Origin of the sequence: Streptomyces sp. NPDC059499, assembly GCF_042749285.1 — a bacterium.
Lineage (GTDB): Bacteria > Actinomycetota > Actinomycetes > Streptomycetales > Streptomycetaceae > Streptomyces.
Genome location: NZ_JBHYTT010000002.1, coordinates 455,492 through 468,477, shown reverse-complemented (window position 1 = coordinate 468,477; position 12,986 = coordinate 455,492). Strand labels below are relative to the sequence as shown.

The following is a 12,986-nucleotide window of genomic DNA, read 5'->3' as shown; positions in this document are numbered from 1 at the left end:
CGGGCGAGCGGGGCGGTGGCATGTGCGCCGCCTCCACGGACGAGGACCGAAGGGGCCATGACCGATGGAGCAGCAGCCGCCAGAAGGCCAGGACCCGTCATCGGGCACGGAGGGTCCACTCACGTGCTACCGGCACCCGGGCAGGGAGACGGGGATCCGCTGCGTACGGTGCGAGCGGCCCATCTGTACCGAGTGCATGATCAGCGCCTCGGTCGGCTTCCAGTGCCCGGAGTGCGTCCGTGAAGGATCCGGTACGGGGCACCACCCGGCGGCGAACCGTCCGCGCACCCTGGCGGGCGGCACCGTCGCGGAGGATCCCCGGCTGATCACCAAGATCCTGCTCGGGATCAATCTCGCGGTGTTCGTCGCCGTATGGGTCACCGGCAGGTCCTGGCTGGTGGACGATCTCCTGCTGTTCGGCCGTGCCTATTCGGGCGACGCGGGGGCCGGCGTCGAGGGGGTTGCCGAGGGGCAGTGGTATCGCCTGGCGACATCGATGTTCCTGCACCAGGAGGTGTGGCACATCGCCTTCAACATGCTGGGCCTGTGGTGGCTCGGCGGGCCGCTGGAAGAAGCGCTCGGCCGCGCCCGCTACCTCACGCTCTACCTGCTCTCCGGCCTTGCGGGCAGCGCGCTCACCTACTGGATCTCCGATCCCGCGCAGGGTTCGCTCGGGGCTTCCGGTGCCGTCTTCGGGCTGCTCGGCGCCACTGCCGTGCTGATGCGCCGGCTGAACTACGACATGCGGCCGGTGATCGCGCTCCTCGTGGTGAACCTGATCTTCACCTTCAACCCGTGGGGCGGTATCGCCTGGCAGGCGCACGTCGGCGGACTGGTCGCCGGCACGCTGATCGCGATCGCCATGGTGCACGCACCGCGTGAACACCGGAATCTCGTGCAGTACGGAGCCTGTGCGCTGGTCCTGGTGGCGGTCGTAGGGATCGTCCTCGCCAGGACCGCAGCGCTCACCTGAGCGGAATCAGGTGTTCAGGTGCAGAGCCTGGGGCTGAGTTGTCCACAGAGTGTGCCGGATCTTGTGCATGACGTGGGGAACAGGTGTGCCCCTTGTCGCTGAACTGGGTTTTTCCAGTCAGGACAAGGGGCGTACCCTCCCGCGATGCGAGAGTGTGCAGTCACACCGGCGTCAACTTCGACGGAAGTTATCCACAGATCGTCTGACCTTTTCCCCTGACTGTGGATAACTCTGTGGGTAACTTCAGGGCAGGGCTGCTACTTCCACTGGGTGGAGACGCCGAAGCCGCCGGCGATGAAGCCGAAGCCGACCACAATGTTCCAGTTGCCCAGGGCGTCGATCGGAAGATCACCCTCGGTGACGTAGAAGACCACGATCCAGGCCAACCCGATCAGGAAGAGCGCCAGCATGACCGGCGCCACCCAACTGCGGTTGGTCAGCTTTATGTTGGTTGCCTGCTTCGCCGGGGGAGGCGTGAAGTCGGCCTTCTTGCGGATACGTGACTTCGGCACGAGGGGCTCTCCTGTCGATGCGCTGCGTGACCGCGCAGGGATCTGTGGCTGGCGCCGGGGGCGCAAGGGGGAATGCTGCCTCCCCGGGGCGTCCGTTAGCGTAGTGCTTCCGTGGCGCCTAAGGAGATAAGGGTACGTTGAGCAATTCTGCCGACTCTCCTCAATCGCCGGTCCGGCGCATGTCCCGATGGCCGGTCCGGGGGCTCACCGCTGCCGTTTTCGCCCTGGCCGGACTGATTTTCGTCACCAGTGCAAACACGGCCAAGGGTACCGATATCCGGACAGACTCCTCCCTACTGAAGCTCTCCGACCTCATCCAGCAGCGCAGCGAGCACAACGCCGAGCTCGACGAATCGACCGCCTCCGTGCGTGCCGACATCGACGCGCTCGCCCAGCGTGACGACGGGAGCACCAGGGCGCAGGACGCCGAGCTCGCCGCCCTGGAGCGGGCCGCCGGCACCAAGAAGCTCACCGGCGCGGCCATCGGCGTCACCCTGAACGACGCCCCGCCGAACGCCACGGCCAACCCCGGGTACCCCGAGCCGCAACCCAATGACCTGGTCATTCACCAGCAGGACCTGCAGGCTGTGGTCAACGCGCTCTGGGAGGGCGGAGCCCGCGGTATCCAGGTGATGGACCAGCGGCTGATCTCGACGAGCGCGGTCCGCTGCGTCGGCAACACGCTGATCCTGCAGGGCAGGGTCTACTCGCCTCCGTACAAGGTCACGGCCGTGGGCGACCAGGACAAGCTCAAGCAGGCGCTCGACGACTCTCCGGCGATCCAGAACTACCAGTTGTACGTGAAGGCGTACGGCCTGGGCTGGAAGGTCGAGGAGCACGACCGGACGACCCTTCCCGGCTACTCGGGCACGATCGATCTCCACTACGCACAGCCTGTGGAGTGACCACGCGCCCCACCTGCCCCGAGTGCCTCCGACGCGGCGCCGAACAGCCTGTGACGGACAGTGAGCCGAAAGCTTTCCACAGCTGACCCACGCCTGTGCCCGGGCCCTTTAGTCTGGTGCCGTACCGAATGGAGGCGACAGCATGTACGGCTGGATCTGGCGGCATCTGCCGGGCAACACATGGGTGCGGGGCTTCATCTCGCTCGTGCTCGTCCTGGCCGTTGTCTACGCGCTCTTCCAGTACGTCTTCCCCTGGGCGGAGCCTCTGCTCCCGTTCGGTGATGTGACGGTGGACGGCGACAGCACCGGTGGAACGGGGACCGGTCAGTGAGCGCACGCATTCTCGTCGTCGACAACTACGACAGCTTTGTCTTCAACCTCGTCCAGTACCTCTACCAGCTCGGTGCCGAGTGCGAGGTCGTGCGCAACGACGAGGTGACCACGGGGCACGCACAGGACGGCTTCGACGGTGTCCTGCTGTCCCCCGGTCCCGGCACGCCGGAACAGGCGGGCATCTGCATCGACATGGTGCATCACTGCGCGCGGAGCGGCGTTCCTGTCTTCGGCGTCTGCCTGGGGATGCAGTCGATGGCGGTCGCGTACGGAGGCGTGGTGGACCGTGCGCCCGAGCTGCTGCACGGCAAGACCTCTCCCGTGATCCACGAGGGCAAGGGAGTCTTCGCCGGGCTGCCGTCGCCCTTCACCGCGACGCGTTACCACTCGCTCGCCGCGGAACCGGAGACCGTTCCGCCTGAGCTCGAGGTCACGGCGCGCACCGCCGACGGCATCATCATGGGGCTGCGTCACCGCGAATTCGCGGTGGAGGGTGTGCAGTTCCACCCGGAGTCGGTGCTCACGGAACACGGTCACCTGATGCTCGCCAACTGGCTGGAGCAGTGCGGCGATGCGGGGGCGGTCGCGAGGTCGGCGGGGCTTGCCCCGGTGGTGGGCAAGGCCGTCGCGTGACCCCACTCCGCCCCGAACCCGATGCCGGGCAGGAAGGCCCGTACGCGCAGGGAGCGTACGAGGGCGACGGCATGTTCGAGGCGGCGGTGGACAGGCTTGCCGACCCTTTGAGCGATCCACTCCCGGGGCAGCACGCGTCGCCCTGGTTCCGGACGGAGGGCGTTCCGGCGGGCGGTGGTGTTCGGCAGGAGCCCTCGACAGAGGCCCAGCAGGCGTCTCAGCAGCCCCAGCAGCCCCCGAGGGAGTGGTACGACCCCGAGGGGTATCAACGGGACTGGTACGGGCAGCAGGGGCCGCGAGAACCGGCTCCTCAGCCGGTTCCCGCCCCGCGCGCGGCCGTGATCCCCGATCCCGGGCCGCCCGCACAGGTCCGCGCCCCCGCTCCCCCGGTTCGGAACGACGAGACCGTCGCCCTGCGGACAGCCGATACCCGGCGCGCGGAGCGGGCGGCCGAGGACGACGAATCGGCGGCCGGAGCCGTGGCGGAGCCTCCCGCGACGGGAGGGCGGGCCGAGCGCCGACGGGCGGCCAAGGGGCGGGGACGACGGCGCGGAGAACCCGTGCCCGCGGCTGAGAGGGGCACGGCGAAGCCGGCCGTCCCGATGTCGCGGCTGGAGGCCCGGCGCGCGGCTCGTGCTGCCAAGGACAGCCCTGCAGTCGTCGCCAGCAGGGTCGTCGGCGAAGTGTTCATCACCTTCGGTGTGCTGATGCTCCTGTTCGTCACCTATCAGCTGTGGTGGACCAACATCAGGGCCGACCAGATCGCCGGCCGGGAGACGAACAAGATCCAGGACGAATGGGCGAACGGCGAGCGCACACCGGGCGCGTTCGAGCCCGGCAAGGGCTTTGCCATCATGCACATCCCGAAGCTGGACGTGGTCGCCCCGATCGCCGAGGGCATCAGCAAGGACAAGGTTCTCGACCGGGGCATGATCGGTCACTACGGCGAGGGCAAGCTGAAGACCGCGATGCCGTCGGCGAAGCAGGGGAACTTCTCGGTGGCGGGCCACCGCAACACCCACGGCGAACCGTTTCGCTACATCAACAAGCTGAAGCCGGGCGACCCGATCGTGGTCGAGACGCAGGACGCGTACTACACCTACGAGATGTTCAGCATCCTTCCCCAGACGTCTCCGTCCAACGTCTCGGTGATCGGCGAAGTGCCTCCGGGGTCCGGCTTCACCGGCCCGGGCAGGTACATCACGCTGACGACGTGTACACCGGAATTCACGAGTACGTACCGAATGATCGTGTGGGGCAAGATGGTCGAGGAACGGCCGCGCAGCAAGGGCAAGCCCGACGCGCTCGTCGGCTGAACATCATCACGACAGGGACGGGTGCGGTGGCAGCGAGGACCGAGCACGAAGAGCGCGCCGACGAGTCGGCGCCACCGGTGCGACGCGGCAGTACCCGCCATCCCGTCGCGGCGGCCGTCAGCGTCTTCGGTGAGCTGCTGATCACCGCCGGCCTGGTGCTGGGGCTCTTCGTCGTCTACTCGCTGTGGTGGACCAACGTGCTCGCCGACCGCGAGGCCGACAAACAGGGCAACACCATCCGCGACCGCTGGGCGGGCGGACCCGGAGCCCTGGACACCGGGGACGGGATCGGTTTCCTCCACGTGCCCGCCATGAAGAACGGCGAGGTGCTGGTCAAGAAGGGCACCGACCCCAAGACCCTCAACAACGGCATCGCCGGCTACTACACGGACCCGGTGAAGTCGGCGCTGCCCACGGACGAGCAGGGCAACTTCACGCTGGCCGCGCACCGGGACGGGCACGGCGCCAAGTTCCACAACATAGACAAGGTGAAGAAGGGCGACGCGGTCGTCTTCGAGACCAAGGACACCTGGTACGTCTACAAGGTCTTCGCGGAGCTTCCCGAGACGTCGAAGTTCAACGTCGACGCGATCGCACCGGTGCCGAAGGGGGCGGGCGTGAAGAAGCCCGGCCGCTACATCACGCTGACCACGTGCACACCGGTCTACACGTCGAAGTACCGCTACATCGTGTGGGGCGAGCTGGTGCGGACCGAGAAGGTCGACCGGGACAGGACGAAGCCGCCGGAGTTGCGCTGAGGCGAGCGAGGTCCTTCGAGCGCCTCGCTCACCCAGGATGAACCGGGCCCGAAGCCGCAACCAGACCTTGCGACTTCGGGCTTCGGCGTCCTTGGCCCTCAGCGCGGAACCTGCAGTGTCGCGCCCGCGCTCCACGCCTCCAGCAGCCCGCGGTGACACCGACCTGCACGGCGATGTCGAGGGCCTCGCGGGAGAACGGGCAGGTGGCCACGTAGACCGCTGCGTCGGCTTGGTGCAGCGTCTTCGTGCCGACGAACTTCTGCATCTCACCGCTCCACACCGAGCGGTACGGAGCGAGGTTCTTGCACCGCACAGCAAAGGGCCCCGTTCACCTCGAGGTGAACGGGGCCCTTTGGTGGTGCCGTGGCCTGCGGGTCAGTCCGCCGTGCCGGACGGGCCGCCGAAGATGTTGCCGTCTCCGCCGCCGTCCCCGCCGATCGTCGTGAGGGTTACGGTCTGGCCCTTGGGGACCTGAGCGTTGGGCCCCGGTTCGGCCTTCACCACCAGGGCGTTCCCCTTGTCCGACGAGTTCGGGGCGAGGGCGACCACGAGGCCCAGGCTTTCGAGCGTGGCCTTCGCCTGCTGGAATCGCTGGCCGACGATGTCACCCGGGATGGTGACCTGCTCCGGCTGTGCGGGGCCCTTGGAGACCTTCAGAACGATCTGGACGTCCTTGGCCTGCTTGCTGTTCGCCTCCGGGGTCTGCTCGACCACGACGCCCAGGGGCTCCTGGGAGTCGACGTCGGTCCTGGAGACGTTGGCGAAGCCCACGCCCTTCAGCTGTGCCTCGGCGTCCGTGAACTGCCTGCCGACGACGGGCGGCACGGTCTGCGTGGCCTCCTTGGCCACGGTGATCGTGACCTCGGACTCCTTCTCGGCCTTCGTGCCGCCCTCGGGGCTCTGCTTGGTGACCGTGCCTGCCGTCGCCTCGGACTCGACCGCCTGGACCGTCACCGTGAAGCCCTTGTCCTCCAGCTCCTTGCGAGCGGTCTCCTCGGTCTTCTCGACGACGTTGGGGACCTCGACCTTCGGAGCACCGGTGGAAACGACGACGGTGATGGTGCCACCGACCTCCAGCGTGCCGTCCTCCGGGGTCTGGCTGCAGATCTTGTCCTTCTCCTGGTCCTCGCAGGGTTCCTTCGCTCCGACCTTGAGGACGAGCTCGGAATTCTGCGCGAGTTTCTGCGCGTCCTCCAGCGTCGAGCCGACCATGTTCGGGACGTCGGCCTGGCCGCTGCCCCCGTCGGTGGAGCTGAAGACCTCACGGCCGATGAGGATCGCCCCGATGAGCACCAGGATGCCTGCGACGACCAGCAGGATCGTCGAGGTGTTGCTCTTCTTCTGGCGCCGGCGGTCGGGGCGGTCGTCGTAGCCGTAGCCGCCGTCGTCCGGGTTGACCGGCGGCAGCATGGACGTCTGGGCGCCGCCCGGGTCCGTCTGGCGCAGGGCCGTGGTGGGCTGGTCGTTGCCGTAGGCGTCGTAGCCGCCGTAGCCCGCCGCGCCCATCGCTGCCGTGGCGGCGACCGGCTGACCGTCGAGGCAGGCCTCGATGTCGGCGCGCATCTCGTCGGCCGACTGGTAGCGGTAGTCGGGGTCCTTGGTGAGGGCCTTCAACACGATCGCGTCCATCTCGGGCGTGATCTCGGGGTCGAAGTTGCTCGGCGGCTGCGGCTCTTCCCGCACGTGCTGGTAGGCGACAGCGACGGGGGAGTCCCCGACGAACGGGGGCCGGACGGCCAGGAGTTCGTAGAGCAGGCAGCCGGTGGAGTACAGGTCGGAGCGTGCGTCGACCTGCTCGCCCTTGGCCTGTTCCGGGGAGAGGTACTGGGCGGTGCCGATGACCGCCGCGGTCTGGGTCATCGTCATGCCGGAGTCGCCCATGGCGCGGGCGATGCCGAAGTCCATGACCTTGACCTGGCCGGTGCGCGTCAGCATGACGTTCGCCGGCTTGATGTCGCGGTGGACGATCTGGGCGCGGTGCGAGTACTCCAGGGCCTGGAGGATGCCGACCGTCATTTCGAGAGTGCGCTCGGGCAGCAGCTTGCGGCCGGAGTGCAGAAGCTCTCTGAGGGTCGACCCGTCGACGTACTCCATCACGATGTACGGGATGGAGACCCCGTCGACGTAGTCCTCGCCGGTGTCGTAGACAGCGACGATCGCGGGGTGGTTGAGCGAGGCGGCCGACTGGGCCTCACGGCGGAACCGGGCCTGGAAGGACGGGTCGCGGGCGAGATCCGCCCGCAGCGTCTTCACAGCGACGGTGCGGCCGAGCCGGGTGTCGTGCGCGAGGTAGACCTCGGCCATGCCACCACGGCCGAGCACCGAGCCCAGCTCGTACCGGCCGCCGAGGCGACGCGGCTCTTCCATAACTGATCCAGCCCTCTCCGTCAGTCCCGACCGCACCCGTGTGTGGTCCGGCGGTGCGCTGTTCGCGCATACGCTACCGGGCACTCCCGGCGTGATCAGCCCGCACCCGTCACCTGATATCCGACCGGTATCCCAATGTGCTGGTGTTGACGGATGCTGTGACTGGTATCACTACTTTCCGTCCAGAACCGCCTGCATCACACTCTTGGCGATCGGTGCGGCCAGGCCGCCGCCGGAGATGTCGTCGCGATTGGCGTTGCCGTCCTCGACGACCACGGCGACGGCGACGGGTGAGCCGCTGTCGGTCTTGGCGTACGAGATGAACCAGGCGTAGGGCTTCTCGCTGTTGTTCAGCCCGTGCTGCGCGGTTCCGGTCTTGCCACCGACTGTGACGCCGTCGATCTGCGCGTTGGTTCCCGTGCCGTTCTTGACCACGGTCTCCATCATCTGCTGCAGCTTCTGGGCGTTCTCACCCGAGAGCGGCTGGCTGAGCTGCTCCTTCTCGTGGGTGTAGACGGGGTCCAGATTGGGTGCCTGCCGCTGGGCGACCATGTACGGCTGCATGAGCTTGCCGTCATTGGCGATCGCGGACGCCACCATCGCCATCTGGAGCGGTGTGGAGCGGTTGGACGCCTGGCCGATGCCCGCCATGGCGTTCTGCGGCCGGATGTCCTTCGGGTAGACGCTGGCGTCGGCACGGACGGGGGTGAAGACTTCCTCGTTGAAGCCGAACTTGCCGGCCTGCTCCATCATCTTGTCGTTGCCGAGGTCGTCGCTCATCTTGCCGAAGACGGTGTTGCAGGACCAGCGCAGTGCCTCGCGGAGCGAGGCGTCCTTGCAGGGGATGTTCCCCTCGTTCTGCAGCAGGTTGGTCGACTCCGGGAGCCGCCAGGGCAGCGGCGAGTCCGTCTTCGCGTCGATGTCGGTGTAGAGGCCGTTCTCCAGCGCCGCGGCGGCCGTGACGACCTTGAACGTGGAGCCGGGCGGGTAGGTCTCCCGCAGGGCCCGGTTCAGCATCGGCTTGTCCTTGTCCTTCAGGAGCTTCTGCCGGGCGTCCGAGTCCTTGAGGCTGTTGCCCGCGAAGACCGAGGGGTCGTACGAGGGGGTGCTGACCAGGGCCAGGATGGCGCCGGTCTGCGGGTCGAGCGCGGCGACGGCGCCCTTCCTGCTGCCGAGCCCTTCGAAGGCGGCCTTCTGGGCGGCGCCGTTCAGGGTGGTGACGATGTTTCCGCCGGTCTTCTTGTCGCCGGTGAACATCGAGAGCGTCCGGTCGAAGAACAGCTGGTCGTCGTTGCCGGTGAGGATGCCGTCCTCGAGGCTCTCCAGCTGGGAGGCGTCGAAGGCCTGCGAGGAGTAGCCGGTGACGGGCGCCCACATGGGGCCGTTCTTCCAGACCCGCTTGTACTTGAAGTCGCTTCCGGTGGTCTCGACGGAGCCGGTGACGGGCTCCCCGTCGACGATGATGTTGCCGCGCTCGTGGGCGTAGCGCTCAATCTGGACGCGGCGGTTGTGCTCGTTGGAGTTGAGCTCGTCGGCGCGGACGTACTGGAGGTAGTTGGTACGGATCAGCAGGGCCAGGACGAGGATGCCGCAGAAGATGGCGATCCGGCGGAGGGGCTTGTTCACGGTCGGACCACCTGGGTCATCTCTGCGTCCGGGGAGGGTGCGGGGGCCGGCGCCGGACGGCGTGCGGTGTCGCTGATTCTGATCAGGATGCCGATCAGGGCCCAGTTGGCGATGACGGACGAACCACCGGCCGCGAGGAACGGCATGGTCATACCGGTCAGCGGGATGAGACCCATGACACCACCGGCGACGACGAAGACCTGGATGGCGAAGGAGCCGGAGAGGCCGATCGCCAGGAGCTTGCCGAAGGGGTCACGGGCGGCGAGCGCGGTGCGGACACCGCGTTCGACGATCAGGCCGTAGACCAGCAGAACGGCCATCATTCCGGCCAGGCCGAGTTCCTCGCCGACGGTGGCGAGGATGAAGTCGGAGTTGGCGGCGAAGCCGATCAGGTCGGAGTTGCCCTGGCCGAGGCCGGTGCCGAGGGTTCCGCCGGAGCCGAAGGCCATCAGGGACTTGGCCATCTGCTCGCTCGCCGGTTCCACACCCCAGCCCGCGAAGGGGTCGAGCCAGGCGGTGACGCGGTCCTGGACGTGGGGCTCGAAGGTGGCCACGCCGACGGCACCTGCCGCGGACATCAGCAGACCGAAGACGATCCAGCTGGTGCGCTCGGTGGCGACGTACAGCATGACGACGAACATGCCGAAGAACAGCAGCGAGGACCCGAGGTCGGTCTCGAAGACCAGGATCAGGATCGAGAAGGCCCAGACCATGAGGATCGGCCCGAGGTCACGGCCACGGGGGAGGTAGAGCCCCATGAAGCGGCGGCTGGCCAGGGCCAGGGCGTCACGCTTCACCATGAGGTAGCCCGCGAAGAACACCGCGATGATGATCTTGGCGAACTCTCCCGGCTGGATCGTGCCGACGCCGGGGATCTTGATCCAGATCTTGGCGCCGTTCACCGCGGGGAAGAACATCGGAAGGATCAGCAGGAACAGCGCGACCAGCATGGAGATGTAGGTGTAGCGCTGCAGGATGCGATGGTCCTTCAGGGCCACGAGAACGACGACCAGGAGGGCGACGCCCACTGCCGAGAACAGCAGCTGCTTCGAGGCGGCAGGCGCGAACGTCGTGAGCGCCTGGAACCGCTCCGACTGGTCCAGCCGCCAGATGATCGCGAGGCCCAGACCGTTCAGCAGCGTCGCCAGAGGCAGCAGCAACGGGTCCGCGTACGGAGCGAATCTACGGACGGCGAGGTGCGCCACGCCGCCGAGCAGGGCGAGGCCGAGCCCGTATCCGAGCATGCCGGAGGGCAGCTCGCCGTTGAGGGCGAGGCCGACGTTGGCGTACGCGTACACCGAGATGAGAACGGCGAATACAACCAGCGCCAGCTCGGTGTTGCGGCGGCTCGGCGCATCGATCGCGCCGATGGTGGTGGTGTTGGTGACAACGCTCATGGTGCTGAAGGCCCCCTACGGCTTTACTGCTTACCGCACTGCGGGACCAGCTTCTTCTCTTCCTCCGAGAGGCTGGGGCCGGGAGTGGGAGTCGCGGTCGTCTTGGTCCCCTTGGCGGAGGATGTCCTGGCGGCGGGGGCACCGGCGGTGCCTCCTGCCTCGCCCTGGCCCGTGGCGGCATTGCTGTCCGCCTCGGCTGCGCGGCGCTGCGCGTCCTTCTTGCAGGCGGAGGCCTGAGCTTCGAGCTCACTGACCTTCTTGCGGGCATCGGCGAGGTTGCCCTCGGCGATGGTCGCCTCGACCTGCTTGCGCTGGTAGGGCGGGAGGTACTTCAGTTCGATCTTGGTGCTCTCCTCGACCTCCGAGAGCGAGACCCAGGCGAGGTCCTGGCTGATGCCGCGGAACAGGGCGACGTTCTCGTCCTTGGCGCCCACGTAGAACTGGGTCTGGGTCCATCGGTAACCGCCGTACACGCCGCCGCCGATGACGGCCAGCGCGAGGACGATGTAGAAGGACCGCTTCAGCCACTTGCGGCCGCCGCGGGGCTTGACGAAGTCGTCGTCGCTGTACGAGTTGAAGGCGTCGTCAGGACCGGAGCCGTAGCCCATGTCGTCACCGCTGCCGGGCGGGCCGAAGCCTCCGGAGGGCGGCGGGACGGGACGGCCGAGGCCGGCCGCGCGTCCTGCGGGCGTTTCCATGGCCCGGCTGTCGCCCTGCTGGGCGGCCTGGTTCTCGGCGACCGCGCCGACGATGACCGGGGTGTCGTTGAGCTGCCCGGCCAGGGTGTCGTTGCTGTCGACGTCCAGGACGTCGGCGACGATGCAGGTGATGTTGTCGGGGCCACCGCCGCGCAGGGCGAGCTGGATGAGCTCCTGAATGGTCTCCTGGGGGCCCTGGTAGCTGGCCAGGGTCTCTTCCATCGTCTGGTGGGAGACGACGCCGGAGAGCCCGTCCGAGCAGATCAGGTAGCGGTCACCGGCACGGACCTCACGGATGGAGAGGTCGGGCTCGACATGGTCGCCGCTGCCCAGGGCCCGCATCAGCAAGGAGCGCTGCGGGTGGGTGGTGGCCTCTTCCTCGGTGATCCTGCCCTCGTCGACGAGACGCTGCACCCAGGTGTGGTCCTGGGTGATCTGCGTCAGGACGCCGTCGCGCAGCAGATAGGCGCGGGAGTCGCCGACGTGGACGAGACCCAGGCGCTGACCGGTCCAGAGCAGGGCGGTGAGCGTCGTGCCCATGCCCTCCAGCTGGGGGTCCTCCTCGACCATGACACGCAGCTGGTCGTTGGCCCGCTGGACCGCCGTACCGAGCGAGGTGAGGATGTCGGAGCCCGGGACGTCGTCGTCGAGCTGGACGAGCGTGGAGATCACCTCTGAGCTGGCGACCTCACCGGCCGCCTGGCCGCCCATGCCGTCGGCGATGGCGAGAAGGCGGGGACCGGCGTAGCCGGAGTCCTCGTTCCCTTCCCGGATCATGCCCTTGTGCGATCCGGCGGCGAAGCGCAGCGACAAGCTCATGCGCACCTCGCCCGTCGGTTCGGGGTACAGCCGGTCTCGAGCCACACTGCCCACCCTCCGGTCGGGAGCCGGGCCGGGTCCGTTGTCAGGACCGCCGCGGCTCGCTCGCTCCGCTCGCTCATTGTCGTACTACTTCCGCAGCTCGATGACGGTCTTGCCGATGCGGATCGGCGCGCCCAGCGGAACAGGTGTCGGGGTGGTGAGCCGGGTCCGGTCGAGATAGGTGCCGTTGGTGGACCCTAGATCCTCGACGATCCACTGGCCGTCACGGTCCGGGTAGATCCTGGCATGCCTGCTGGACGCGTAGTCGTCGTCCAGCACGATCGTTGAGTCGTGCGCCCGGCCCAGGGAGATGGTCTGGCCCTGGAGCGCGACGGTGGTGCCGGTGAGCGAGCCTTCGGAGACGACCAGCTTGGTGGGTGCCCCGCGCCGCTGGCGACCGGGCTGCTGGCGCTGCTGAGGCGGCGCTGCCTGCTGTTGGCGAGCCTGCTGCGGGCGCGCGTCGGCTGCAGTGCGGCGTGAGCCGCGCTGCGTGACGCGCGTTCCGAACAGGTCGCTGCGAATGACCTGGACGGCCACGATTACGAATAGCCACAGAACAGCTAGGAAACCTAGCCGCATGACCGTCAGGGTCAGCTCTGACATTGCC

13 protein-coding genes are annotated in these 12,986 nt (G+C 67.9%); 6 read left to right on the top strand and 7 right to left on the bottom strand.

Annotation, left to right across the window (positions count from 1 at the left end; genetic code table 11):
• Positions 1-64 precede the first annotated feature (64 nt).
• A complete protein-coding gene (locus tag ACFW9O_RS07520; RefSeq protein WP_351166501.1) occupies positions 65-973 on the top strand; it encodes a rhomboid family intramembrane serine protease in 909 nt (302 codons plus the stop codon).
• 257 nt (positions 974-1,230) lie between these two features.
• On the opposite strand, the gene crgA is transcribed toward ACFW9O_RS07520, so the two are convergent.
• A complete protein-coding gene (crgA, locus tag ACFW9O_RS07515) occupies positions 1,231-1,485 on the bottom strand; it encodes a cell division protein CrgA (protein WP_329209142.1) in 255 nt (84 codons plus the stop codon).
• Between the two features lie 179 nt (positions 1,486-1,664).
• Between crgA and ACFW9O_RS07510 the strand changes: the two genes are divergently transcribed.
• The 5 genes from ACFW9O_RS07510 (at position 1,665) to ACFW9O_RS07490 (ending at position 5,430) form a co-directional block, all read left to right on the top strand.
• Entirely contained in the window at positions 1,665-2,390 is a 726-nt protein-coding gene (locus tag ACFW9O_RS07510; RefSeq protein WP_384606181.1) for a DUF881 domain-containing protein, read from the top strand.
• Positions 2,391-2,532: 142 nt separating this feature from the next.
• On the top strand, positions 2,533-2,721 hold the full coding sequence (locus ACFW9O_RS07505; RefSeq protein ID WP_351166497.1) for a hypothetical protein: 189 nt from the start codon (positions 2,533-2,535) through the stop codon (positions 2,719-2,721).
• Entirely contained in the window at positions 2,718-3,356 is a 639-nt protein-coding gene (locus tag ACFW9O_RS07500; RefSeq protein ID WP_384606179.1) for an aminodeoxychorismate/anthranilate synthase component II, read from the top strand. The genes ACFW9O_RS07505 and ACFW9O_RS07500 overlap by 4 nt, the downstream gene beginning before the upstream one ends.
• Complete coding sequence (locus ACFW9O_RS07495; RefSeq protein ID WP_384606177.1) at positions 3,353-4,672, top strand: class E sortase; 1,320 nt, start codon at positions 3,353-3,355, stop codon at positions 4,670-4,672. The genes ACFW9O_RS07500 and ACFW9O_RS07495 overlap by 4 nt, the downstream gene beginning before the upstream one ends.
• A gap of 26 nt (positions 4,673-4,698) precedes the next feature.
• Positions 4,699-5,430: a class E sortase gene (locus ACFW9O_RS07490; protein WP_384606175.1), complete on the top strand. Its 732-nt coding sequence runs from the start codon at positions 4,699-4,701 to the stop codon at positions 5,428-5,430.
• Positions 5,431-5,458: 28 nt separating this feature from the next.
• Here ACFW9O_RS07490 and ACFW9O_RS07485 read toward each other — a convergent pair whose 3' ends face one another.
• The 6 genes from ACFW9O_RS07485 to ACFW9O_RS07460 all read right to left on the bottom strand — a co-directional run bounded on the left by ACFW9O_RS07485 (position 5,459) and on the right by ACFW9O_RS07460 (position 12,982).
• A complete protein-coding gene (locus tag ACFW9O_RS07485; RefSeq protein ID WP_384606173.1) occupies positions 5,459-5,695 on the bottom strand; it encodes a hypothetical protein in 237 nt (78 codons plus the stop codon).
• Between the two features lie 110 nt (positions 5,696-5,805).
• Positions 5,806-7,797 carry a Stk1 family PASTA domain-containing Ser/Thr kinase gene (pknB, locus tag ACFW9O_RS07480; protein WP_384606170.1) on the bottom strand — a complete coding sequence of 664 codons (1,992 nt, stop codon included), beginning with the start codon at positions 7,795-7,797 and terminating at the stop codon, positions 5,806-5,808.
• Between the two features lie 171 nt (positions 7,798-7,968).
• Entirely contained in the window at positions 7,969-9,423 is a 1,455-nt protein-coding gene (locus ACFW9O_RS07475; protein WP_351166487.1) for a penicillin-binding transpeptidase domain-containing protein, read from the bottom strand.
• A complete protein-coding gene (locus tag ACFW9O_RS07470) occupies positions 9,420-10,820 on the bottom strand; it encodes an FtsW/RodA/SpoVE family cell cycle protein (protein ID WP_384606167.1) in 1,401 nt (466 codons plus the stop codon). The genes ACFW9O_RS07475 and ACFW9O_RS07470 overlap by 4 nt, the downstream gene beginning before the upstream one ends.
• Before the next feature lie 23 nt (positions 10,821-10,843).
• Positions 10,844-12,337, bottom strand: coding sequence for a Stp1/IreP family PP2C-type Ser/Thr phosphatase (locus ACFW9O_RS07465; protein ID WP_351166483.1), 1,494 nt, complete (start codon positions 12,335-12,337; stop codon positions 10,844-10,846).
• A 129-nt stretch (positions 12,338-12,466) separates the two neighbouring features.
• Positions 12,467-12,982 carry an FHA domain-containing protein gene (locus tag ACFW9O_RS07460; protein ID WP_384606165.1) on the bottom strand — a complete coding sequence of 172 codons (516 nt, stop codon included), beginning with the start codon at positions 12,980-12,982 and terminating at the stop codon, positions 12,467-12,469.
• Positions 12,983-12,986: the final 4 nt, after the last annotated feature.

Excerpts from the sequence above, each read along its gene's own strand:
- ACFW9O_RS07520 (WP_351166501.1), top strand. The coding sequence starts at position 65 with ATGGAGCAGCAGCCGCCAGAAGGCCAGGACCCGTCATCGGGCACGGAG.
- ACFW9O_RS07460 (WP_384606165.1), bottom strand. The coding sequence starts at position 12,982 with ATGTCAGAGCTGACCCTGACGGTCATGCGGCTAGGTTTCCTAGCTGTT.
- ACFW9O_RS07510 (WP_384606181.1), top strand. The coding sequence starts at position 1,665 with ATGTCCCGATGGCCGGTCCGGGGGCTCACCGCTGCCGTTTTCGCCCTG.
- ACFW9O_RS07485 (WP_384606173.1), bottom strand. The coding sequence starts at position 5,695 with ATGCAGAAGTTCGTCGGCACGAAGACGCTGCACCAAGCCGACGCAGCG.
- ACFW9O_RS07465 (WP_351166483.1), bottom strand. The coding sequence starts at position 12,337 with ATGAGCTTGTCGCTGCGCTTCGCCGCCGGATCGCACAAGGGCATGATC.
- pknB (WP_384606170.1), bottom strand. The coding sequence starts at position 7,797 with ATGGAAGAGCCGCGTCGCCTCGGCGGCCGGTACGAGCTGGGCTCGGTG.
- ACFW9O_RS07470 (WP_384606167.1), bottom strand. The coding sequence starts at position 10,820 with ATGAGCGTTGTCACCAACACCACCACCATCGGCGCGATCGATGCGCCG.
- ACFW9O_RS07505 (WP_351166497.1), top strand. The coding sequence starts at position 2,533 with ATGTACGGCTGGATCTGGCGGCATCTGCCGGGCAACACATGGGTGCGG.